Annotated in this window: 19 protein-coding genes; 7 read left to right on the top strand and 12 right to left on the bottom strand. The window is 57.0% G+C overall.

Translation table 11 applies throughout. The features are described from left to right. Nucleotides 1-91: 91 nt before the first annotated feature. Entirely contained in the window at nucleotides 92-1,846 is a 1,755-nt protein-coding gene (locus EC836_RS16645; protein ID WP_123335111.1) for a DEAD/DEAH box helicase, read from the bottom strand. A 187-nt stretch (nucleotides 1,847-2,033) separates the two neighbouring features. On the opposite strand from EC836_RS16645, the gene rsuA reads away from it, so the two are divergent. From rsuA to EC836_RS16630, 3 genes are all read left to right on the top strand, one after another. Beyond that, complete coding sequence (gene rsuA / locus EC836_RS16640) at nucleotides 2,034-2,738, top strand: 16S rRNA pseudouridine(516) synthase RsuA (protein WP_123335109.1); 705 nt, start codon at nucleotides 2,034-2,036, stop codon at nucleotides 2,736-2,738. Nucleotides 2,739-2,792: 54 nt separating this feature from the next. Continuing rightward, nucleotides 2,793-3,992: a Bcr/CflA family multidrug efflux MFS transporter gene (locus EC836_RS16635; protein ID WP_123335107.1), complete on the top strand. Its 1,200-nt coding sequence runs from the start codon at nucleotides 2,793-2,795 to the stop codon at nucleotides 3,990-3,992. A 327-nt stretch (nucleotides 3,993-4,319) separates the two neighbouring features. Continuing rightward, nucleotides 4,320-4,667, top strand: coding sequence for a YejG family protein (locus EC836_RS16630; protein WP_123335104.1), 348 nt, complete (start codon nucleotides 4,320-4,322; stop codon nucleotides 4,665-4,667). Here the strand turns inward: EC836_RS16630 and yejF are convergent. The 9 genes from yejF to yeiP all read right to left on the bottom strand — a co-directional run bounded on the left by yejF (nucleotide 4,664) and on the right by yeiP (nucleotide 15,581). Then, nucleotides 4,664-6,247, bottom strand: coding sequence for a microcin C ABC transporter ATP-binding protein YejF (gene yejF / locus EC836_RS16625; RefSeq protein WP_123335102.1), 1,584 nt, complete (start codon nucleotides 6,245-6,247; stop codon nucleotides 4,664-4,666). The two genes, EC836_RS16630 and yejF, sit on opposite strands and share 4 nt — an antisense overlap. 1 nt (nucleotide 6,248) lies before the next feature. Then, on the bottom strand, nucleotides 6,249-7,274 hold the full coding sequence (locus EC836_RS16620; RefSeq protein WP_123335100.1) for a microcin C ABC transporter permease: 1,026 nt from the start codon (nucleotides 7,272-7,274) through the stop codon (nucleotides 6,249-6,251). Next, the gene (locus tag EC836_RS16615; protein WP_123335098.1) at nucleotides 7,274-8,365 is read right to left on the bottom strand and encodes a microcin C ABC transporter permease YejB; all 1,092 of its coding nucleotides are present in this window, start codon (nucleotides 8,363-8,365) and stop codon (nucleotides 7,274-7,276) included. The genes EC836_RS16620 and EC836_RS16615 overlap by 1 nt, the downstream gene beginning before the upstream one ends. A gap of 11 nt (nucleotides 8,366-8,376) precedes the next feature. Then, nucleotides 8,377-10,185: an extracellular solute-binding protein gene (locus EC836_RS16610; protein ID WP_123335096.1), complete on the bottom strand. Its 1,809-nt coding sequence runs from the start codon at nucleotides 10,183-10,185 to the stop codon at nucleotides 8,377-8,379. A gap of 111 nt (nucleotides 10,186-10,296) precedes the next feature. Beyond that, complete coding sequence (locus tag EC836_RS16605; protein ID WP_123335093.1) at nucleotides 10,297-11,889, bottom strand: cyclic di-GMP phosphodiesterase; 1,593 nt, start codon at nucleotides 11,887-11,889, stop codon at nucleotides 10,297-10,299. Between the two features lie 212 nt (nucleotides 11,890-12,101). After that, nucleotides 12,102-12,674 (bottom strand): bifunctional murein DD-endopeptidase/murein LD-carboxypeptidase, encoded by a 573-nt coding sequence (mepS, locus tag EC836_RS16600; RefSeq protein ID WP_123335091.1) that lies wholly within the window; start codon nucleotides 12,672-12,674, stop codon nucleotides 12,102-12,104. A 521-nt stretch (nucleotides 12,675-13,195) separates the two neighbouring features. Next, the gene (locus tag EC836_RS16595) at nucleotides 13,196-13,903 is read right to left on the bottom strand and encodes a phosphatase PAP2 family protein (protein ID WP_123335089.1); all 708 of its coding nucleotides are present in this window, start codon (nucleotides 13,901-13,903) and stop codon (nucleotides 13,196-13,198) included. 37 nt (nucleotides 13,904-13,940) lie between these two features. Next, complete coding sequence (locus EC836_RS16590) at nucleotides 13,941-14,924, bottom strand: GTP-binding protein (RefSeq protein ID WP_123335087.1); 984 nt, start codon at nucleotides 14,922-14,924, stop codon at nucleotides 13,941-13,943. A gap of 84 nt (nucleotides 14,925-15,008) precedes the next feature. Further along, nucleotides 15,009-15,581 carry an elongation factor P-like protein YeiP gene (gene yeiP / locus EC836_RS16585; RefSeq protein WP_123335085.1) on the bottom strand — a complete coding sequence of 191 codons (573 nt, stop codon included), beginning with the start codon at nucleotides 15,579-15,581 and terminating at the stop codon, nucleotides 15,009-15,011. Nucleotides 15,582-15,836: 255 nt separating this feature from the next. On the opposite strand from yeiP, the gene EC836_RS16580 reads away from it, so the two are divergent. The 4 genes from EC836_RS16580 (at nucleotide 15,837) to fruA (ending at nucleotide 20,241) form a co-directional block, all read left to right on the top strand. After that, nucleotides 15,837-16,091 (top strand): YkgJ family cysteine cluster protein, encoded by a 255-nt coding sequence (locus EC836_RS16580; protein ID WP_123335083.1) that lies wholly within the window; start codon nucleotides 15,837-15,839, stop codon nucleotides 16,089-16,091. 373 nt (nucleotides 16,092-16,464) lie between these two features. Then, nucleotides 16,465-17,598, top strand: coding sequence for a fused PTS fructose transporter subunit IIA/HPr protein (fruB, locus tag EC836_RS16575; RefSeq protein ID WP_123335081.1), 1,134 nt, complete (start codon nucleotides 16,465-16,467; stop codon nucleotides 17,596-17,598). Then, nucleotides 17,595-18,536 carry a 1-phosphofructokinase gene (fruK, locus tag EC836_RS16570; protein ID WP_123335079.1) on the top strand — a complete coding sequence of 314 codons (942 nt, stop codon included), beginning with the start codon at nucleotides 17,595-17,597 and terminating at the stop codon, nucleotides 18,534-18,536. The genes fruB and fruK overlap by 4 nt, the downstream gene beginning before the upstream one ends. 16 nt (nucleotides 18,537-18,552) lie before the next feature. Further along, nucleotides 18,553-20,241, top strand: coding sequence for a PTS fructose transporter subunit IIBC (gene fruA, locus EC836_RS16565; RefSeq protein ID WP_123335077.1), 1,689 nt, complete (start codon nucleotides 18,553-18,555; stop codon nucleotides 20,239-20,241). A gap of 89 nt (nucleotides 20,242-20,330) precedes the next feature. Here the strand turns inward: fruA and nfo are convergent, their stop codons facing one another. Together nfo and EC836_RS16555 are read right to left on the bottom strand one after the other, a co-directional pair. After that, nucleotides 20,331-21,173, bottom strand: a complete 843-nt coding sequence (gene nfo, locus EC836_RS16560; protein ID WP_123335075.1) for a deoxyribonuclease IV — start codon at nucleotides 21,171-21,173, stop codon at nucleotides 20,331-20,333. A gap of 61 nt (nucleotides 21,174-21,234) precedes the next feature. Continuing rightward, on the bottom strand, nucleotides 21,235-22,299 hold the full coding sequence (locus tag EC836_RS16555; RefSeq protein ID WP_123335073.1) for a YeiH family putative sulfate export transporter: 1,065 nt from the start codon (nucleotides 22,297-22,299) through the stop codon (nucleotides 21,235-21,237). Between the last annotated feature and the right edge of the window lie 164 nt (nucleotides 22,300-22,463).

The raw sequence follows: 22,463 nt of genomic DNA, 5'->3' as shown, positions 1-22,463 counted from the left end.
CGACCCAGCAGCAGGCGGATTGTTCAGCCTTTGCAGAGCAAAAGCGGGCGGCATTATAGCCCTGTTTGCCGCTGCGGGCAATGTAATAAACTCAGCGCAGCTCATTAGCGCGGCGAAAACGTCCCTGGTAATCAAAGACTTTTTCCCGAACCTGCCAGAAATGGCGCTGTTTACGGGCGACAACAAAATCGGGATGACGCAGCAGCGGCTGGAGGGTAACGATATCCTGAGCGGTTTTCCAGCCCAGCGGCACGCCCGGCGCCCGCTGATGCGGGCGTAAAAACAGCTGCTCAAAGGCCGTGCGCTGCGCCGGGCTTTTCAGCCGGAAACGCTCGCTCACCTCGGTAGCCTCTTCATCAAAATAGCGCGCCTTCAGCCATTCTCCATGCTCATCGCTTCCGGCTTCCAGCACCATCGCCGCACAGCGCAGTACCAGCGCATCCTTCAGTTTCAGCGCGGCTTTCAGCATGTCGTCGGGATCGACCAGAATCGTGTCGCACTCCCGGCAGCGGCGGGCGGCAATATCATTTTCGGCGTTGCACTGCGGGCAGTTCTTGAAGCGGAAGCGGTAGTCGCACTGCTCGCGATTGCCTTCATCATCCTCCAGCACGCCCTGGCAGCGGCGGCCAAAGTGCTCAATAATCGTGCCGTCGGCGGTGGTTTTCCCCCAGAAGGTGTTGGCGAAGCCGCAGCCGGGACAAAATACCTGCACCGGCTTGTTGTCGCTTTTTCCTTTGGGTGCCCCCACTTCTGGCGTAAACAAATCGTGGGGATTGCCGGCATAGTCGAGGATCAGACAGTCGCTTTTTCCCGGACTGAGGCGCAGCCCGCGGCCGACAATCTGCTGGTAAAGGCTGACCGATTCGGTCGGGCGCAGAATGGCAATCAGATCGACGTGGGGCGCGTCAAAGCCGGTGGTCAGTACCGCAACATTGACCATATACAGCAGCTCGCGGGCCTTAAAGGCGGTAATCAACGCGTCGCGTTCGGCGGCGGGCGTTCCGGCGCTGATTAACGCTTTGCTGTCCGGCAGCAGGCCGAGAACCTCCCGGGCGTGCTCGACGGTGGCGGCGAAGATCATCACTCCCTGACGGTCGCGGGCAAACTCGACGATCTGCTGAATAATATGCGGCGTAATGCGATGCTGCTGTTTCAGCTCGCGGTTGAGATCGGCCTCGCTGAACAGGCCGTTTTCCTGCGCCTGCAGGCGGCTGAAATCATACTGCACCACCGGCATATCCAGCCGCTCGGGGGGCACCAGAAAGCCATGTTTGATCATATAGCGCAGCGGCAGCTCATAGATGCAGTCGCGAAACAGCGCCTGCTCGCTGCCGCGCACCATACCGTGATAGTGGAACTGATAGATCCAGCCTTTACCCAGCCGGTAGGGCGTGGCGGTGAGGCCAAGCAGCCGCAGCTGCGGATTGAGCTGGCGCAACTGATTGATGATTTGCTGATACTGGCTGTCGTCGGCATCGCTTATACGATGGCACTCATCGACGATCAGCAGTGAAAAGCGATCGTCAAACTGTGCCAGATTGCGCGCCACCGACTGCACGCTGCCAAACACCACTTTTGCCTGGCTCTCTTTGCGTTGCAGCCCGGCGGCAAAGATATCCGCCTGCAGTCCATACGCCTGATATTTCCCGTGATTCTGCGCCACCAGCTCTTTCACGTGAGCTAGCACCAGCACCCGGCCACGCGCCACGCGGGCCAGTTCGGCAATCACCAGACTTTTACCCGCGCCGGTCGGCAGCACGATGACCGCAGGCTCGGCGGAGCGGCGAAAATAGCTGACGGTGGCATCCACCGCCTCCTGTTGATAGGGGCGCAGGGTAAAAGACATGAACACTCACAGCGTAAAAAAATATTTGGCTATTATGCCATGAAAGGGGGTAATGAGGACTATTCCCCCTGTGCCGCAGGGACATCTGCCGCTATACTGTGCTTTCCATTCTGGATGAGCGCTCCGCGCCACATCACAAGACGTTAATCGTCAGTTTTCATTCCAAAATACAGGCAGTGCAGAGTTAATGCGACTTGATAAGTTTTTATCCCAGCAGCTGGAAGTCAGCCGCGCCATCGCCGCGCGTGAGCTGCGAGCAAAAAGAGTGACCGTTGACGGCGAAGTCGTGCGCGATGGCTCATTTAAACTGACCCCGGAAAACACCGTGGAGTTTGACGGTAATCCGCTGCAGCAGCAGCTGGGTCCGCGCTACTTCATGCTGAATAAGCCGGTGGGTTATGTCTGTTCCACCGACGATCCCGATCATCCTACCGTGCTGTATTTCCTCGCCGAGCCGACCGCCTATAAGCTGCATGCTGCCGGACGCCTGGATATTGATACCACCGGCCTGGTGCTGATGACCGATGACGGGCAGTGGTCGCACCGGATTACCTCTCCGCGTCACCACTGCGAGAAAACCTATCTGGTCACCCTGGAGCATCCGCTGAGCGACGACACCGCGCAGCAGTTTGCCGATGGCGTGCAGCTGCACAATGAGAAAACCCTGACCAAGCCGGCGGTGCTGAAAGCGCTTGACGAACATCACGTGCGGCTGACCATCAGCGAAGGTCGCTACCACCAGGTGAAACGTATGTTTGCCGCGGTGGGGAATCGCGTGGTGGAACTGCATCGTGAACGCATTGGCGATATCAGCCTGGATGCCGATCTGGAGCCGGGTGAGTATCGTGCGCTGACCGAGGAAGAAGTGGCCAGCGTCGGGCTGACGCGCTAGCGGACAATCGGGCTGACGCGCTAGCGGACAATAACGTTTTCAAAGGGGCAGTGAGTGTCAAAGGATAAGAATTCTTCCGTCGGATTGGTGGTGATCCTCGGTTTGCTGGCGATGCTGATGCCGCTGTCGATCGATATGTATCTGCCCGCGCTGCCGCAGATTGCCCGCGAGTTCGGCGTGTCGGCGGGCAGCGTGCAGATGACGCTCAACGCCTATATTCTTGGCTTTGCGCTCGGCCAGCTGATTTACGGGCCGCTGGCGGACAGCTTTGGTCGCAAGCCGGTGATTGCGGCAGGCACGCTGATCTTTGCGGTTGCGGCTGCCGCCTGTGCGCTTTCGCAGAGTATTGAGCAGCTGATTAACATGCGCTTTCTGCACGGCCTGTCGGCCGCGGCGGGTAGCGTGGTGATCAGCGCCCTGATGCGCGACAGCTACTCGAAAGAGGAGTTCTCGCGCATGATGTCGTTCGTCATGCTGGTGACCACCGTTGCGCCGCTGCTGGCACCGATCGTCGGCGGCTGGCTGCTGCTGATCTGGAGCTGGCACGCGATTTTCTGGACCATCTCCGTGGCGGCGATTATTACCACGCTGCTGGTGGTCACGCAGATAAAGGAGACCCTGCCAAAGGAAAAGCGGCAGCGGTTTAACCTGCGCACCACGCTGGGTAATTTCCTCTCCCTGTTTCGCCATAAGCGGGTGTTCAGCTATATGCTGGCCAGCGGCTGCTCGTTTGCCGGGCTGTTTTCGTTCCTCAACGCCGGGCCGTTCGTTTACATCGAGCTGAACCATATTTCGCCGCAGGACTTTGGCTACTACTTTGCCCTGAACGTGGTGTTCCTGTTCCTGATGACCCTGCTGAACAGCCGCTGCGTGCGTCGCTTTGGCCCGCTGGCGATGTTCCGCTTTGGTCTGCTGGTTCAGTTTACGATGGCGGTCTGGCTGCTGCTGGTCAGCGCGCTGGATCTTGGCTTCCTGCCGCTGGTGTTTGGCGTGGCGATGTTTATCGGCTGTGTAGCAATGGTGTCGTCGAATGCGATGGCGGTGATTCTGGATGAGTTCCCCCATATGGCAGGAACCGCCTCGTCACTGGCAGGCACGCTGCGCTTTGGCGTCGGTGCGCTGGCCGGGGCGCTGTTGTCTACCATGACGTTTAACAGCGCGTGGCCGATGGTCACGGCCATCTTTATCTGCGCCACCCTGTCGGTTGCTCTGTTCCTCTATGCGGCACGCCCGCGTCACGCTCAGTCCGCGTAAACCTGCTGCCGGGCCGCTTTTGGCCCGGCAGCTATAGTCCTCGCCCGGCACCGCTCTGTTGATTATTTGTGAAAAGCCAGCCTTGAAAAAGTAACAACTTTGCTACGAAAACGGTTGTTATCCCACGAGTAACGCGGTAAACATATCCCATAAATGAGAGTTACCTCTCAAAAAAAGACTATAAAAAATGTGGATAAGTCAGACGATTAAACCGGTCTAAGATAAATAATATTTTTTATCAAGGTCTTAGGTTTATTTCCACAATTGATGATTTACCTTGTAAAATAATTGTGAAAAAATTGTTTAAAAGTCACTCTGGGGGGGACTATGTTGAATACGTTACAACATTCAGTGGTGCATCGTTTACCGGCCAGCTATCGCCGCTGTAGCGGTCCCGTCGGTGTGACCGTGGAACCACAGGCTGCCAACGTGCTGAACAGCGATGACGACCTGATCGGCCTGCGGCTGCTAAGCCATAACGGTGACTCTGCGTGGGAAATCATGCAGAACATCAAACTGGCGCTGGCGGATATGCAGCTGGAGTGCTCCGTACTGGAGCTGGAAGGCGAGCCCTGCCTGTTTGTTCACCGCCAGGATGAATGCACTACCACCTGTCGCCTGAAGAATTTCGGCGTGGGCATTGCCGAAACCTTTGCCGGTGAACGCCGCGATTAAGCCAGCATCAGCAGCTGGCGGGTGTATTCCTGCTGCGGCGCATTAAAAATGCGCTCACATTCCCCCTGTTCGACCACTTCTCCCTGCTGTAACACCACCACCTGATGACAGAGCGATCGCACCACCTGCAGATCGTGGCTGATAAAGATATAGGCCAGCCGGTGCTGCTGCTGAAGTTTCTTCAGCAGGGCGAGGATCTGTTTCTGCACCGAACGGTCCAGGGACGAGGTCGGTTCATCGAGAATAATCAGCTGCGGCTGCAGGATCAGCGCGCGGGCGATGGCGATGCGCTGGCGCTGGCCACCGGAAAACTCTGCCGGGTAGCGCTGGCGCGTTTCAGGATCCAGCCCCACTTCCTGCATGGCGGTAATAACCTTCGCTTCCCGCTGCTCGGCGTTAAGCTCGGGATGATGCACCTGTAACCCTTCGGCGATAATCTGCAGCACGTTCAGCCGTGGATTCAGCGCCGAATTCGGGTCCTGAAACACCACCTGAATCTGACGCCGTACCGGCAGCATCTGTTTGCGGTTCCACTGGTGCAGCGGCTGGTTGTTGAACCAGATTTCGCCGCCGGAGGCGATAAGCCGCAGCAGCGCCAGCCCGGTAGTGCTTTTGCCGGAGCCGGATTCCCCGACCAGGCCCAGCGTTTCACCGGGATGCAGGGTAAAACTCAGCGACTTCAGTGCGTGGTTGAAGTCCACCGTGCGCCGCATCAGTCCTTTTTTAATCGGGAACGCCACCCGTAAATTCTCAACTTTCAGCAGCGGTGGGCTGTCAACATCAGCGGCATCGGGGTGGCCTTCCGGTTCGGAGTCCAGCAGCTGGCGGGTATAAGGGTGCTGCGGTGCGCTAAACAGCTGCTGCGTGCTGTTGTGTTCCACCGCCTGACCGTTGCGCATCACGGTGACGTTGTCGGCCAGCTGACGCACGATATTCAGGTTATGGGTGATAAACAGCAGGCCCATGTTCAGCTCCTGCTTCAGTTCTTTCAGCAGGACGAGGATCTGCGCCTGGACCGTCACGTCGAGCGCGGTCGTCGGTTCGTCGGCAATCAACAGCTCCGGCTGAGTCAGCAGCGCCATGGCAATCATTACGCGCTGGCGCTCGCCGCCGGAAAGCTGGTGAGGGAAATCATTTAATCGCCGGGCGGCATTGCGGATGCCGACGCGATCCAGACAGCTGAGCATCTCGGCGCGTGCGGCTTCACGGCGCATGCCGCGATGCAGCGACAGCACTTCATACAGCTGTTTTTCAATGTTGTGCAGCGGATTCAGCGAGACCATCGGTTCCTGAAAGATCATCGCCATGCGGTTACCGCGCAGGCCGCGCAGGGTGCGCTCGTCGGCGTGCAGCACGCTCTGGCCGGCAAACTGAATATCGCCCTGTTGATACACCACCGGCGGGGTCGGCAGCAGCCGCATCACCGACAGCGCCGTGACGCTTTTACCGGAGCCGGACTCGCCGACCAGCGCCACGGTTTCGCCCGCATCTACCGACAGCGAAAGCCCGTCCACCACGCGCCGCTCCACGCCGCCCTGGCGGAAAGCAATGCTCAGATCCTGAATCGAAAGTAGCGCCATATCAGTGCACCTTGCTCGGGTCGAAGGCGTCGCGCACGGCTTCACCAATAAAGATTAACAGCGACAGCAGGATCGCCAGCGAGAAGAAGGCGGTCAGCCCCAGCCACGGAGCCTGCAGGTTATTTTTCCCCTGCAGCAGCAGTTCACCCAGCGACGGCGAACCCAGCGGCAGGCCAAAGCCGAGGAAGTCCAGTGAGGTCAGCGTGGTAATCGATCCGCAGAGAATAAACGGCAGGTAGGTCAGCGTGGCGACCATCGCATTGGGCAGCATGTGGCGCGACATGATGCGCCAGTCGCTGACGCCCATCGCCTGCGCGGCACGGATATAGTCAAAGTTGCGCGTGCGCAGAAACTCCGCGCGCACCACGCCGACCAGGCTCATCCAGCCGAAAATCACGGTAATCGCCAGCAGCCACCAGAAGCCGGGCTGCACCACGCTGGAAAGCAGGATAATAAGGAACAGCGTCGGCATGCCCGACCACACCTCAATAATGCGCTGGCCCCACAGGTCGACTTTACCGCCGAAATAACCCTGCGTTGCCCCGACAATAATGCCAATCACGCTGGAAAACAGCGTCAGCATCAGTCCGAACAGCAGGGAAATCCGCGTGCCGTAGAGAATGCGTGCCAGCACATCGCCGCCGTTGGCATCGGTCCCCAGCCAGTTCTCCAGCGAAGGTGGTGATGGGAAGGGGCGGGTGCTGGCGAAGTTGATGGTGCTGTCGCCGAAGCGGATGGGTGCCCAGATAGCCCAACCCGCACTCTCCAGCCGCTGCTTCAGCCACGGATCCTGATAGTCCGCAGGCGTCGCCAGCGGCCCGCCAAAATCACTTTCGGTGTAGTTCACCACCAGCGGGAAGTAGGTGCGATCCTGATAGTGCGCCACCAACGGCTTATCGTTAGCCAGCAGCTCGGAGCCGAGGCAAAGCACGAAAAACACCAGGAAGATCCACAGCGACCAGTATCCGCGGCGGTTGTTTTTAAAGCGCGCCCAGCGAGCCTGATTAATCGGATTTAAATGGCTCATCAGCGCCCCTCGAAATCAATACGCGGATCGACCAGCGTGTAGGTGATATCGCTGATGATATTCAGCAGCAGCCCGATCAGCGTGAAAATATACAGCGTGCCGAACATCACCGGATAATCGCGCTGAATGGTGGCGTCGTAGCCCAGCAGCCCGAGGCCGTTAAGCGAGAACATCACCTCGATCAGCAGCGAACCGGTAAAGAACATGCTGATAAAGGTGGCCGGGAAACCGGCAATCACCAGCAGCATGGCGTTACGGAACACGTGGCGATAAAGGATCTTTTCTTCATCCAGCCCTTTCGCGCGCGCGGTCACTACATACTGCTTGCGGATCTCATCAAGAAACGAGTTTTTAGTCAGCATGGTCAGGGTGGCAAAGCCGCCAATCACCGTCGCCAGCACCGGCAGGGTAATATGCCAGAGATAGTCGGTGACTTTGCTGTACCACGGCAGGCTGTCGAACTGCGGCGATACCAGCCCGCGCAGCGGGAACCAGTCCAGGTAGCTGCCGCCGGCAAACAGCACAATCAGCATGATCCCGAACAGGAAAGAGGGGATGGCATAGCCAATGATAATCGCCGTGCTGCTCCAGATATCAAACGCGCTGCCGTTGCGCACCGCCTTTTTAATGCCCAGCGGAATAGAGACCAGGTAGATAATCAACGTGCTCCACAGCCCCAGCGTTACCGACACCGGCAGGCTCTCTTTGATCAACTGAATCACCGAGCTACTGCGGAACAGACTGTCGCCGAAATCGAAGCGCAGGTAGTTCCACAGCATGGTGAAATAGCGTTCGTGCAGCGGCTTATCGAAGCCGTAACGTTTGGTGATTTCCGCAATGACCTCCGGGTCCAGGCCGCGGGATCCGCGATACTGGCCGTCGGCGGGGGAAGCATTCAGCGAGCTGCGCGCGTGGGAAGCGCCTTCTCCGGCGGCCCCCGGCAGGCCGGTGGTCTGGCCGAATTCGATATTGGCAATCGCCTGATCGACCGGGCCACCCGGCGCAATCTGCACGATGAAAAAGTTAATGGTGATAATCGCCCACAGAGTGGGAATGATCAGCAGTAAGCGACGAAGAATATACGCACCCACAGTCTGGCTCCTTAACGACGCTGCGCCGGCAGCTGTGCGGCTTTATTGACATCGTACCACCAGCTGTCAAAGCCCAGCGAATAGGTTGGGCGGGTGGTCGGCATCGAGAATTTATTCCAGTACGCATAGCGATCGCTGGCGCTGTACCACATCGGGATCATGTAATAGTTCCACAGCAGCACCCGGTCCAGCACGCGACCCAGCGTAATCAGCGCCGGTTTATCGCCCTGATGCTGGTTGATTTGTTCAATCAGATGATCGATCAGCGGACTGTTGACACCCGGCCTGTTGTAGCTGGAATCGATGTAGCTGCTGGCCCAGTAAAACTGTAGGCCGGTATCGGGGGTGGCAAAAGCCGCATAGGGCGAGGGCAGCATATCGAAATCGCGGCTGCGCAGGCGGGACAGATACTGCGAACTGTCCACCTGGCGCACATCCATGGTAATCCCGATCCGCGTCAGATTATGCTGGAACGGCAGTACCCACTGGTCGTTGCCGCCGCTGCGCAGCAGCAGCTCAAAGCGCATCGGCTTACCGCTTTTCACGTTGACCAGCTGACGATTTTTCAGCTCCCATCCGGCCTGTTTTAACAGGTCGAGCGCCTGCAGCAGTTTGCCACGATCGTAGCCGCTGCCGTCGGAGGTCGGCGGCTGATAAATTTTATCAATCACCTCGGCGGGATACTGGCCCTTCAGCGGGCCGAGGATTTCCAGCTCGCTGGCGTCGGGATAATTGCGGGCGGCGTATTCCGTGTTCTGGAAATAGCTGTCGACCCGTTTATAGGCGTTATAGAACAGCGCTTTGTTCATCCAGTCGAAATCAAACACCAGCGACAGCGCTTCACGCACTTTCGGATCGCTAAACTGCGGACGCTGAATATTAAAGGCCAGCCAGTTGGTGTCGGTGGCCACGGTGTTCGGCACCGGATCTTTAATGATGTAGCCGCGCTCAAAGTTATTGCCGCTGTACTGGGTGGCCCATTTTTTAGCCGACCCTTCCGCGCGGAAATCAAACGCCCCGGCCTTAAAGGCCTCGAAGGCCACGTTATCATCCAGATAATAGTCGTAGCGGATTTTATCGAAGTTATTGCGGCCCTTATTCACCGGCAGGTTCGCCGCCCAGTAATCTTTGACCCGTGAGTAGGTAATTGACTGGCCGACTTTGTAGGCGGTAATACGATAAGGTCCGCTGGACGGCGGTGGATAGGGCAGGGGCTCACCCAGATTGCGACTTTTCCAGAATTTCTCTGGGAACACCGGCGATGACAGCAGCGACAGCATTTTGTCGCGATCCGGCTGCGGTTGTTCGAAGCGCACCGTCAGGCGGGAAATCGCCTTTGCCGTTACGCCTTTATAATAGACGCGATACTGCGGTACGCCCTGGGTCATAAACATATTGAAGGTAAAGGCAACGTCGGCGGCGGTAATCGGCGAGCCGTCCTGGAAACGGGCTTGCGGATTGATGTTCACTTCCACCCAGCGGTAATTGTCAGGGTAGCGCGCGAACTCCGCGATCAGTGGGTAAAGACTGCCCACTTCATCTTCGGAAGAGGCAAACAGGCTGTCATACAGCGTTTCCGTGCGGGCGCCGGGGCTGCCGCGCAGGGCATAGCGGTTGAAGTTGTCATAGGTGCCGATAGCCGAAAGCGTAATACTGCCGCCTTTTGGCGCGGCGGGATTGGCGTAATCAAAATGCGTAAAGCCGGTGGCGTATTTGGCGGTACCAAGCTGGGCAAAACTGTAGCTCTCATTAATCTTATCAGCCTGCGCGCAGGCGGCAGTGAGGCTGAATAAAGCAAGGGCAACAAGGCGCACAATCATGGTTAAACCGACTCCCGGAGGTGAAAAATAGTGACAGGCAAATCAGACTGACAGTAAAGCTTACCGGGCGCAATGATAGTTAAGGCTTTTTACCCGTTTTGACAGTTGATGCTAACCGGCCAGTATCAGATGATCGTTGGGGGCTGGATGGTCATTGAAATAATCCACCAGCTGCGGCACCGTGCGGGGACGGCTGAATAAATAACCCTGTAGGTGGCTGATGCCGCCGTTGATGAGCCACAGCGCCTGCTCGGCGGTTTCCACGCCCTCAGCCACGGTATTCAGATTCAGTTTCTGCGCCAGCGTCAGCACCGCATCCAGCACCGGGGAATTAACGGTTTCAGTCCCAATGCTGAGTACAAATCCGCGATCGATCTTCAGATAATCAAACTTAAACTTTTCCAGATAGATTAGCGCACTGTGGCCGGTGCCAAAATCATCAATAGCGATTTTAATATTCTGCTGACGGATCCAGTGGAAAATATCATCCGCACTGCGGTCATCCACCATCGCGCGTTCGGTAATTTCGAAAATATATTCGAAATGATTTTGCGGCATGGCTTCCAGCCAGTCGAGCACATCCTGACGGAAAGTCGGATAGCTTAAATGCAGTGGGGAAATATTAATGCCAAGCCGTGTTCCGGCGGGGATCGTCTGGCAAAGCTGATGTGCATCCCGTGCCACCAGCTGAAATAAGTGCCGGGTAAGCGGCACGATCAGGTTCTGTCCTTCGGCATAACCGATAAACGCATCCGGTGGAATTCGTCCTTCGGTCGGGTGCGTCCAGCGCAGCAGGGCTTCAAGTCCGTAGGTTCGGCCCGAACTGGCTTCTATCACCGGCTGGTACTCCACGTGAAACTCGCCGCGCTTCATACCCTGCTGGATCTCTTTGCCCTGGCGCTGGCGCAGCAGAAGTACCAGGAAGCAGGCAAAGGCGGCGATGATGCTGAGCAGCAGTCCGGCCAGCAGAATGACATGTACATCGCGAGCGGGGAGGGTCTCCCCATAGAAATAGAGCGTCAGGGGATAGCCGGAAAGGGTGATTGTGCGCAGCGGGCGCTTCGGTAAATCCGCAAGATTTATCACCCCGTCAGTCCAGGTGGTCAGCGCGTTATCTTTCGTGGCAATCGCCATGCCGGCGATCTCCAGATGGCGTGAAGTCAGCAGCAGGTACGGGGTCAGGTTCACGTTCAGCGTGACGAATACGCCGTAAGACGGGTGATTGGCGTCGGAAAGCCATATCGCAATAGCTGGTTTACCTGGCACCATTGGCGTATCGGGTATCAGGCGAATATCCAGGGGTCTGGCGATATCGGTTAAGGGGGAAATGCTTTTCACCGCCAGCGACATCGGCCCGGTGGCGGAGGAACAGAAGGCCACGCCGTTCTTGACCAGCAGGATGGCGCGAATATTCGGTGCGAATGCGGCGCGCTGGATCAGGTCATTGCGTATCTGGTCGCAGTTGGCAATGCTGGCGGCGGCCTGCAGAGGCTGAAGCGTTTGCTGAAGTTCACCGAACATATTGATGACGTAGCTTTGCGTATAGCCAGCCAGCCGATCGTGGCTTTCGGAATGGCGGTTCCAGGCAATGCTCAGGGTAATGGTAATAAACAACAGAAAAAAAATAAAACCAGTGGCGGCACTCAGACAGACTGTCCTGCGCGGCTGGGGAACCCGTCGCGTGACGTTTGTTGGCAGTGGCATAGGGTTATATCTCCCGTTATAGCCGGTTTTTTATTATTTATTAGTCACAAACTGCTTCTCTGGTGTAAGCAATGCAGGATATAACGGCAGCGGGTTTCTGTCTTCATATTCTTTTGATTATCAATAGTTTTTTTGCCGAAAAACGGGCGAAAAAAAACGCTGCCGGGGCAGCGTCTTTTTATCTCGTGTTTCGCAGACTTCAAGGGATGAAATCAGCTTTGCGTTCGGCTCAGAACCCGGCGCGCATCGCGGTAGCGATTCTTCCAGTACGACTCGTTGAGATTAGAAATCCTCACGCCGCTACTGGTGGATGCATGCACAAAGTTGTCATTACCGATATAGATACCGACATGACGACCCGTAGAACCTGCGCGGAACAGAACTAAATCACCCGGGCGCAGCTTCGTGCGCTGGATACTCTTTCCGCTGTCTTCCTGCTCGTAAGTCGAGCGAGGAAGGTCTAAACCAAACTGTTCACGAAACGTTGTCTGAACAAAGGCCGAGCAGTCAATGCCACGTTTGCTGGTACCGCCTAAACGGTAACGCACGCCTTTCCAGTCTGCGTATTGATCCATCAAACGGGATTTAATATCCACGTTCTGAACCATCTGTTCGAATTCATCCTGAGACGCTTGAAGTAAAAAACCGTTCTGATCTTTAACTGCATGAGTATCAGTTTGTACATTGTGCCCGCTGTTCGAACTACATGCTGACAACAGTGCCGCTAACGCGACGGCGGGTATAGCCCGCAGGATATATCTCAGAATAGGTTGAGACTTGACCATTATGTTTGTAATCCCTTGAAGTCCTTAACGACAGAGCCGTTAGTTAAAATGCGAAACGAGACGAGATTAATTAGCGCATCACAAGATGACAATTTCGGAATCTTTAAAATGTGTTAGCGAGCACGTTTTAAAATGTAACAGACCGAAATATTTTACCCATTTTGCCTAACCGAAAACGAGATTACCCCATTACAAGGCCCATAGCGAGGGGTTTTAAGTACTTTTTTATAGGTTTTTTTGATGTGAAATAACCAGATACGCATTTGGTCAGAGAATCGGCAATAAAGCGGGTTTTAACGTAGAAAAGTGCGCGGCTTTGTGACAGAAGGAGGTGTCCGGCAGGAATTAGGAATTATCTCAAAGGATCACAGGCGGTTACGCTCCCGGCCCCGTAGAGGCAGGTATAACAAAAGGCTCTGAGTGATTTATTCGCTAGCCTGCTAATTAATTTTTAATCCGCACCAAAGATAAGAAAATTATTTATCCTTAATGCGGATTTTACAGCTGGTTTAATAGAGGGATCACTTTGCCGGTTTATATTTTCCAGGCAGATGACGATAAAGCCAGTTCACCAGATAATCGCTGGCCGGTGTCATTAACCACCAGCTCATACCCACCAGCACCACCGAGAGTGACCCTACGGCAACGTCGGTAAACCAGTGGGCGCCAATCATCACGCGCGGCATCGCAAACACCAGCACGATCAGCACCGCCAGGGCAAACGCGCGGCGGCTGAAGTACCGCAGCATAAAGCAGGCGAAAATCATCAGCATCATGCCGTGGTCGCCGGGGAAACTGTCCGCCGACGCATCTTTAGCGGGAATCCCGGTCAGCTCAGAGACGTGATGCACGCCCGGGAAGAATTTAGTCGGGCTGGCATGCGAAACCGGGATCAGGTGTCCGAGCTGGTTCAGGCCCACGGCGCTAACCAGCATGGTGATGCCGATCGCCAGCATTCTGCGGCGCCCCTGCGGCGTTTCGCGACGCCAGAAGTGCAGATAAAGCCCGCCCATTGCCAGCAGGGAAACGCCGTCAAAGGCGCGGAAGTTGGTGATGGCTAGCAGCCACAGCAGCGGTTTACTGGTCACGATGCGGTCGTTAAACCAGTAGAAAATCCCTTTATCGATGGCAAACCACGTGCCGTGGCCTGCGGGCAGATACCAGGAGAAAAAGAGGATTAACCCCAGCGCATTCAGTAAAAGGATGGTCAGTAAGCGTTTAGTCGTCATAAATACCAGAAAGTCATAAGCCAGGTCGCGGCGTAGATTATCCCTGATAGTGTAAACGAAGTTTCAACAAAGAGGTTTGCAAACTGTTCCAGTCCGCTCGCGCATCGTCGATCAGTTCAATCCGACTGTCCGGCGGTTCGGCGGAGCGGGTCTCAATATGGAAGTCTGCGCCCTGACGGTTAATGCTGACCAGGCCTTCCGCAATGCGCATCACGCCTTTCACGCGTGATACCGGTGCCAGCCGCGCCCACTCCAGCAGGCCGATGGTATCAAACACCGTCTCGCCGTTAAAAACCCAGCCGCAGGCATAGTAGCCCTGGCCCTCATTCAGCGCCCGGCGCCACGGCATATTCTCGTCGGGTTTGAGTGCCGCCAGCCGCGAGGGTGCGGTGCTGTGGTGATGATGAGCCGGATGCGGCAGCTCGCGCAGATTGCGGCGCGGCGTATCCAGCAGCGATGAATCAATCTGGCCGTGCTCGGTGGTGACCAGCGTGCGCCCGGAGGCCGACTGCTGCTGGAAGCTCTGCAGCGCCTGGCGGCTGGCATCGTCCCAGCGATCCTGCTTGTTGGCAATAATGATATCGGCAGCGGCCAGCTGGTCGCGGAAGTTCTCATTATCCACCACCCGCGCGTCCAGCAGCTGGCGCGGATCGAGCAGAGTAAGCGTGGCGCGCAGATCGATCCACGGCTCATAAACGCTGGCGGAGAGCATATCGAGGATTTGTTTTGGATGGCCCAGACCGGTAGGTTCAATCAGCAGCCGATCCGGCTTCGCCTGTTTCAGCAGCATATTCAGCCCGACCTGCATCGGCAGGCCGTTAACGCAGCACATGCAGCCGCCGGGGATCTCCTTCAGCACGGCACCGGTTTCCGCCAGCAGCGCGCCGTCAATGCCGACTTCGCCAAACTCGTTGACCAGCACCGCCCACTTTTCACCTTCAGGCTTGCTGGCCAGTAAATGGCGCAGCGTGGTGGTTTTGCCGCTGCCAAGAAAGCCGGTGATCAGATTTACCCGGGTCATCATTGCTCCAGTTAATGCATTTTCTTTTTGTTATAACATAACAAAAAGGGCGATGTCATCGCACATCGCCCCCGTCCGGCAGAACTAGTCTGCGCGGCTCATGTAACGACGCTCTGGAATATGAATGCGGATTTTGTCGCCGTTGCTCAGGTATTCCGGCACCTGCACGACCAGGCCGGTGCTCATGGTTGCCGGTTTGGTACGGGCGCTGGCGGAGGCCCCTTTAATACCCGGCGTGGTTTCAACGATTTCCATATCCACGGTCTGCGGCAGTTCAAGCGCCAGAATCTGGCCATCCATCGTCAGCACCTGAATGCCGGGAATGCCGCCTTCCGGCAGGAACAGCAGTTCGTCTGTGATCTGATCCTGCTTGAAGTTGTACGGGGTGTAATCTTCGTCATCCATAAACACGTATTCGTCACCGTCTATATAAGAGAAGGTCACCTGGCGACGGCTGAGGGAAATGGTGTCGAGAATGTCATCGCCCTTAAAGCGCTCTTCAACCTTCAGGCCGGTACGCACATCGGTAAAGCGCATTTTATACAGCGTGGACGCACCGCGTGCGCTTGGGCTTTGTACATCAATATCTTTTACCAACAGCAGTTTGCCGTTGTAGCTGATGGCCATACCTTTTTTGATTTCGTTCGCTCTTGGCATAAAACGGATCTCACGTGGAAGAGAGGAAAATTTATCGCGACAAGGTACTCGCGCCCGGGCTTTCAGGCAAGATCTGCCTGCATCGCTAAGCGGAAAAAAATCGGTCGTCGTAACCTTAACGTTATCCCGAACAGATGTGTTTAACCGCGGATAAGGCCACACTTCAGTATGCAATCCATCATTAGCGACATTATATATCGCAATGAGGGGCATTCTGCTAATGTGGCGCCCAGTAACCCCGCGTAGAGAATTTCGATGGAATGCCGTATTGACTGTGGTGCCTGCTGCATTGCGCCGTCTATCTCCAGCCCGATCCCGGGCATGCCCAACGGCAAGCCGGCCAACACCCGCTGCATTCAGCTGAACGACCATAATCTGTGCAATATTTTCGGCTCGCCGCTGCGGCCAAAAGTGTGCGGAGGGCTTCAGCCGTCCCGTGACATGTGCGGCACCAACAGCCTGGATGCCATGACGTATCTGGTGAATCTGGAAGCGGCAACGGCACCCTAACTGATCTTCGTCTCTTCCTTTTACTTAATTGCGTACAGCCATCGCCATGTAACCTGCGTTGCCGGACAGATTTATCTGGTCAACAAGCCTCTTGCTTAACCCCCTTCAGCACTTTTCCTGGTCAATTCTTCTGCTTTCAGCACGCCTTCAGCTAACGCGCTCGCGCCCGGCGTTTGATGAGATAAATCTCAACAAAATGTGCGGGCCGTCAAAAATCTGCTACGTGGTTTACAGTAAAACTTGCCACATGACGTCATTACCGACCACAATCCTTGAAACGTTTCAGCGTTGTCTCCACAGGTTGTTCACTCAGAGATAGCGCTTTTTTTCTCAAATTAGCTGAAACGATTCAAATTCAGCAGCGAGGAGAACCATGTTCCAGTTAGAACTCAACGCCATTAAGCCCGGTGCGCAGGCGTCCGACAAACAAGATGCCATCCGTCAGGTCGCCGCCGCGCTGACCGCCGCCGGTAACGTGGGCGAAGGCTACGTTAACGGTATGCTGGCCCGCGAACAGCAGACCTCGACCTACCTGGGCAACGGTATTGCCATCCCACACGGCACCACCGACACCCGCGATCTGGTGCTGAAAACCGGCGTGCAGGTGTTCCAGTTCCCGCAGGGCATCGCCTGGGGCGACGATCAGACCGCCTACGTGGTGATCGGCATCGCCGCCAAATCGGATGAGCACCTGGCGCTGCTGCGTCAGCTGACTCACGTCCTGAGTGATGACAGCGTGGCCGAACAGCTGAAAACCACTGATTCTGCGGAAACGCTGCGCAGCCTGCTGATGGGTGAAAAGCAGGGTGCAGAATTCAAATTCGATACCTCGCTGATTGCCACCGACGTGGCCGCCAGCGATCTGATGACGCTTCAGGCGCTGAACGCCGGTCGTCTGCAGCAGGCGGGCGTGGTTGATGCCTCCTTCGTCAGCAGCGTCATCGGCGCGAAGCCGCTGAATCTGGGGCAGGGCATCTGGCTCAGCGACAGCACCACCGGTAACCTGGGCAGCGGCGTGGCCGTCAGCCGTGCCGCCGCGCCGATCGACGTTAACGGTGAGAGCGCGTCACTGCTGATCACCGTGGCCGTTGCCGACGACCAGCCGCTGACCGTGCTGAACTACCTGAGCGATCTGCTGATTGCGCAGAAAGCTGACCGTCTGCTGAAGGCCGACGCGGCGGGCATTCTTGCCCTGCTGACCAGCGAAGTTTCCGAGCAGGCCGACGTGCTGACCGAAGAGTTCACCATTCGCAACGAACATGGCCTGCATGCCCGTCCGGGCACCGCGCTGGTCAGCGTGATTAAACAGTTCAACTGCGATGTAACCGTGACTAACCTCGACGGCAGCGGTAAACCGGCTAACGGCCGCAGCCTGATGAAAGTCGTGGCGCTGGGCGTGAAGAAAGGCCATCGCCTGCGCTTTACCGCCAGCGGTGAAGATGCCCGCGCGGCACTGGATGCGATTGGTGAAGCCATCGCCGCCGGTCTGGGCGAGGGGGCAGCATGAGCAGACGCGTCGCCACCATCACCCTGAACCCAGCTTACGATCTGGTCGGCTACACGCCGGAGATCGAACGCGGTGAAGTTAACCTGGTGAAAACCACCGGACTGCACGCGGCCGGTAAAGGCATCAACGTTGCTAAAGTGCTGAAAGACCTGGGCATCGACGTGACCGTCGGTGGCTTCCTGGGGAAAGAAAACCAGGATGGCTTCCAGCACCTGTTCAGCGACTTAGGGATTGCCAACCGCTTCCAGGTGGTTGAAGGCCGTACCCGCATCAACGTCAAGCTGACCGAGAAGGGCGGTGATGTGACCGACCTGAACTTCTCCGGCTTTGAAGTTACCGGGCAGGACTGGGATCGCTTCACCGCTGACTCTCTGACCTGGCTGGGCCAGTTCGATATGGTCTGCGTCAGCGGCAGTCTGCCGGCGGGCGTCGATCCGGATGCGTTCACCGAGTGGATGACCACGCTGCGCACCCACTGCCCGTGCATCATCTTCGACAGCAGCCGCGAAGCGCTGGTCGCCGGTCTGAAAGCTGCGCCATGGCTGGTGAAACCGAACCGCCGCGAGCTGGAAATCTGGGCTGGCCGCAAGTTACCGACATTACAAGATGTGATTGAAGCAGCACATTTGCTGCGTGAGCAGGGCATTGCTCACGTGGTGATCTCACTCGGTGCCGAAGGGGCGCTGTGGGTGAATGCTTCAGGCGAATGGATTGCAAAACCACCTGCCTGTGAAGTTGTCAGCACCGTGGGTGCCGGTGATTCCATGGTTGGCGGGCTGATCTACGGCCTGCTGATGCGTGAATCCAGCGAGCACACCCTGCGTCTTGCAACTGCCGTGGCGGCGATGGCCGTCAGCCAGAGCAATGTGGGCGTTACCGATCGTACCCAGTTGGCCGCAATGATGGCGCGTGTCGACCTACAACCTTTCCATATTTAACAGCAGGAGACGCATAATGAAAACGCTGCTGATCATAGATTCTTCGCTGGGGCTGGCAACGGGCTATCTGGCAAAAAACATCACTACCGCCGCTGCGGCAAGTGCCGGACTGACGCTGACCGATAACCCGGCAGAAGCAGACCCGGTGATTGTTGCCGGTAAAAATATTCCTGCCGACAGCACGCTGAACGGTAAAGCCATTTACCTGGCGGATATCGAACAGCTGCTGCGTCAGCCTGCTGAAGTGCTGGCGAAAGCGCAGACCGATGCCCAGCCATACCAGGCACCGGTTTCCGTGGCGAAAGCCGCAGCCCCGGCCGCGGGCCCGAAACGCATTGTTGCCATTACCGCCTGCCCGACCGGCGTGGCGCACACCTTTATGGCGGCGGAAGCCATCGACACCGAAGCGAAAAAACGCGGCTGGTGGGTGAAGGTGGAAACCCGTGGTTCCGTCGGTGCGGGCAATGCCATCACCCCGGAAGAAGTGGCGGCGGCCGATCTGGTTATCGTTGCGGCGGATATCGAAGTGGACCTGGCGAAGTTTGCCGGTAAGCCGATGTATCGCACCTCTACCGGACTGGCGCTGAAGAAAACCGCGCAGGAGCTGGATAAAGCCGTAGCGGAAGCCAAGCCTTATCAGCCGCAGGGCGGCCAGGCTTCAGCCCAGGGCGAAGACAAGAAAGAGAAAACCGGTGCCTATCGTCACCTGCTGACCGGCGTGTCCTACATGCTGCCGATGGTGGTGGCGGGCGGTCTGAGCATCGCGCTGTCGTTCGCGTTTGGTATCACCGCGTTCAAAGAGCAGGGCACGCTGGCGGCGGCACTGATGCAGATCGGTGGCGGCAGCGCGTTTGCGCTGATGGTGCCGGTGCTGGCGGGCTTTATCGCCTTCTCGATTGCTGACCGTCCGGGTCTGACCCCGGGTCTGATTGGCGGGATGATCGCCACCAGCATTAACGCCGGCTTCCTCGGCGGGATTATTGCTGGTTTCATCGCCGGTTATGCGGCGAAGTTCCTCAGTCAGAAGGTCAAGCTGCCAACCAGTATGGAAGCGCTGAAGCCGATCCTGATTATTCCGCTGGTCGCCAGCCTGATCACCGGTCTGCTGATGATCTACGTAGTGGGCAAACCGGTTGCCGGTATCATGTCCGGCCTGACCACCTGGCTGGCAAACATGGGTACGGCGAACGCGGTACTGCTGGGTGCGGTGCTTGGCGGCATGATGTGTACCGACATGGGCGGCCCGGTGAACAAAGTAGCCTATGCCTTCGGCGTCGGACTGCTCAGCTCCTCAACCTACGCACCGATGGCGGCGATTATGGCTGCCGGTATGGTGCCACCGCTGGCGATGGGCCTGGCGACGATTGTTGCACGTAAAAAGTTCAACAAGGGTCAGCAGGAAGGCGGCAAAGCGGCGCTGGTTCTGGGTCTGTGCTTTATCTCTGAAGGTGCGATTCCGTTTGCGGCTCGTGACCCGATGCGCGTTCTGCCATGCTGTATCGTGGGCGGCGCGGTAACCGGTGCCATCTCGATGGCGATTGGTGCAAAACTGATGGCGCCGCACGGCGGTCTGTTTGTCCTGCTGATCCCAGGAGCAATCACGCCGGTGCTGGGTTACCTGATGGCGATTATCGTCGGTACGCTGGTGGCCGGTCTGACTTACGCGGTGCTGAAGCGCCCGGAAGTGGAAACCGCAAAAGCGTAATCTCCAGTCGGGCCAGGGTGAAACGCCCGGCCCCGATAGCAAAACGGCCTCGCACTGCGGGGCCGTTTTTTTATGTCTGACTTCTACTTCTACTTTTGCTCGGACTTCAGCCAGGCAATTTCATCCTTCCAGATCTCCGGATCGATGGTTTCCAGAATCATCGGGATCCCGTCAAATCGCGCATCTTTCATCAGCCAGCTGAACACCGTTTTACCGATATTGCCTTCGCCGAGGCTGTGATGGCGGTCAACGCGGCTGTTAAATTCGCTTTTCGCATCGTTCAGGTGCATGCCGCGCAGATAGCGGAAGCCGACAATCCGCTCAAACTCCTCGAAGGTTTTCACGCACTCTTCCTCGGTGCGCAGATCGTAGCCGCCCGCAAAAGCGTGGCAGGTATCGATGCAGACGCCGACGCGGGATTTATCCTCTACGCCGTCGATAATCGCCGCCAGGTGCTCAAAGCGGAAACCGAGGTTGCTGCCCTGGCCGGCGGTGTTTTCGATCACCGCAGTGACGCCTTCGGTCTGGTCCAGCACGATGTTGAGCGATTCCGCAATGCGCTTCAGGCACTCGTCTTCGCTAATCTGCTGCAGATGGCTGCCGGGGTGGAAGTTTAGTAGCGTCAGCCCCAGCTGCTGGCAGCGGGTCATCTCATCAAGGAAGGCGTCGCGGGATTTCTCCAGCGCTTCCTCAACCGGATGGCCGAGGTTAATCAGATAGCTGTCGTGGGGCAGGATCTGGCCGGGAGCATAGTTATATTGTTCGCAAGCGCTGCGGAAGGCGGTAATCACCTCGTCCGTCAGCGGGGCCGCGCGCCACTGGCGCTGATTTTTGGTGAACAGCGCAAAGGCGGTTGCTTCCAGTTCAAAGGCGCGTTTAACCGCCTGATCCACGCCGCCCGCTGCGCTGACGTGAGCACCGATAAATTTCATGCCGTTCTCCTGTTAATGGCCTGAGTCATCTCCGGCTATGATAACCGGAAACGCCGCCAGATTATGCCATCAAATGGCCTGCCAGCAGGTTAATCGCACCGCCGCCCACAATCAGCCAGATAAACAGCATTCCGCCCAGCAGTAGCGGACGCAGCCCGGCCCGCTTTAAATGGTCGAAGCGGGTGGTGACGCCCAGCGCGGCCATCGCCATAGCCAGCAGCACGTTATCCAGTTGGTTTATCGCGCTGACGATGTCTTTCGGCAGCAGGTGGAACGAGTTAAACAGTGCCACGACGATAAACAGCAGGGCAAACCAGGGAAAGCTCACCGCCGACTTCTGCGTGCCGCGGGCAGCGGCGGGGCGCAGGCGTTTAATCTGCCAGCTGAGGATCACCAGGAACGGGGCCAGCATCATCACCCGCAACATTTTTGCAATCACCGCGGCGTTTTCGGTTTGCGCGCCAAGGGTATGCCCGGTGGCGACAACCTGCGCCACTTCATGCAGAGTGGAGCCGATATAAATACCGTAGCTTTCCGGCGTGACCGCCGGGAACAGCGCCGCCGTCAGCGGATACAATAAAGGATAAAGAAAGATAGCCAGCGTGCCGAACAGCACCACGGTGGCCACGGCGACGGTCACCTTCGCCGGATCCGCTTTGATCACCGGCTCGGTGGCCAGAATGGCCGCCGCCCCGCAGATGCTGCTGCCCGCGCCGATCAGCCAGACGGTTTCGCGATCGAGCTTAAGCACCCTGCGCCCCAGCCAGCAGGCGAGGCAAAACGTGGAGCCGAGCACCAGCACATCAATCACAATGCCGCTAACGCCGACATAGGCAATCTGCTGGAAGGTCAGGCGAAAGCCGTACAGCACGATCCCGACGCGCAGAAGTTTTTGTTTGGCGAAAGCCACCCCATCGTGGCAGGGACGGGTAATATAGGGATAAACCGTATTACCAATAAGGATACCGAAGACGATAGCCAGCGTCAGCGCGCCCAGCCCAAGGCCAGACAGCTGCGGAAAACTGCCCGCGACGATCGCCACGGCGGCGATCCCTCCGGCCAGCGCCAGCCCGGGTAATAAATGCACGGGCTGCGGCAGGTGTTTGGTGAATGTCATTTCGGTCATATCGATCTCTCCTTAAAAGCCATGAAGATCATGCAGGCATCTTGCTTAAAAGAGAAATTGATTATATTTTTAATATAAACCACTATAAGTGTTAAGCGGAGTTGGCAGGAAGCTGGCGTCGCAGCACGCTTGTGAAGCCGTGTCATGGCTATAAAGGAAGCATT

The organism is Erwinia sp. JUb26 (assembly GCF_003751505.1).
GTDB lineage: Bacteria > Pseudomonadota > Gammaproteobacteria > Enterobacterales > Enterobacteriaceae > Erwinia.
Note: the sequence above shows the minus strand (reverse complement) of the source record. Positions and strands in the feature narration are given on the sequence as shown.

Excerpts from the sequence above, each read along its gene's own strand:
- EC836_RS16645 (WP_123335111.1), bottom strand. The coding sequence starts at position 1,846 with ATGTCTTTTACCCTGCGCCCCTATCAACAGGAGGCGGTGGATGCCACC.
- rsuA (WP_123335109.1), top strand. The coding sequence starts at position 2,034 with ATGCGACTTGATAAGTTTTTATCCCAGCAGCTGGAAGTCAGCCGCGCC.
- EC836_RS16630 (WP_123335104.1), top strand. The coding sequence starts at position 4,320 with ATGTTGAATACGTTACAACATTCAGTGGTGCATCGTTTACCGGCCAGC.
- yejF (WP_123335102.1), bottom strand. The coding sequence starts at position 6,247 with ATGGCGCTACTTTCGATTCAGGATCTGAGCATTGCTTTCCGCCAGGGC.
- EC836_RS16620 (WP_123335100.1), bottom strand. The coding sequence starts at position 7,274 with ATGAGCCATTTAAATCCGATTAATCAGGCTCGCTGGGCGCGCTTTAAA.
- EC836_RS16610 (WP_123335096.1), bottom strand. The coding sequence starts at position 10,185 with ATGATTGTGCGCCTTGTTGCCCTTGCTTTATTCAGCCTCACTGCCGCC.
- EC836_RS16605 (WP_123335093.1), bottom strand. The coding sequence starts at position 11,889 with ATGCCACTGCCAACAAACGTCACGCGACGGGTTCCCCAGCCGCGCAGG.
- mepS (WP_123335091.1), bottom strand. The coding sequence starts at position 12,674 with ATGGTCAAGTCTCAACCTATTCTGAGATATATCCTGCGGGCTATACCC.
- EC836_RS16595 (WP_123335089.1), bottom strand. The coding sequence starts at position 13,903 with ATGACGACTAAACGCTTACTGACCATCCTTTTACTGAATGCGCTGGGG.
- EC836_RS16590 (WP_123335087.1), bottom strand. The coding sequence starts at position 14,924 with ATGACCCGGGTAAATCTGATCACCGGCTTTCTTGGCAGCGGCAAAACC.
- yeiP (WP_123335085.1), bottom strand. The coding sequence starts at position 15,581 with ATGCCAAGAGCGAACGAAATCAAAAAAGGTATGGCCATCAGCTACAAC.
- EC836_RS16580 (WP_123335083.1), top strand. The coding sequence starts at position 15,837 with ATGGAATGCCGTATTGACTGTGGTGCCTGCTGCATTGCGCCGTCTATC.
- fruB (WP_123335081.1), top strand. The coding sequence starts at position 16,465 with ATGTTCCAGTTAGAACTCAACGCCATTAAGCCCGGTGCGCAGGCGTCC.
- fruK (WP_123335079.1), top strand. The coding sequence starts at position 17,595 with ATGAGCAGACGCGTCGCCACCATCACCCTGAACCCAGCTTACGATCTG.
- fruA (WP_123335077.1), top strand. The coding sequence starts at position 18,553 with ATGAAAACGCTGCTGATCATAGATTCTTCGCTGGGGCTGGCAACGGGC.
- nfo (WP_123335075.1), bottom strand. The coding sequence starts at position 21,173 with ATGAAATTTATCGGTGCTCACGTCAGCGCAGCGGGCGGCGTGGATCAG.
- EC836_RS16555 (WP_123335073.1), bottom strand. The coding sequence starts at position 22,299 with ATGACCGAAATGACATTCACCAAACACCTGCCGCAGCCCGTGCATTTA.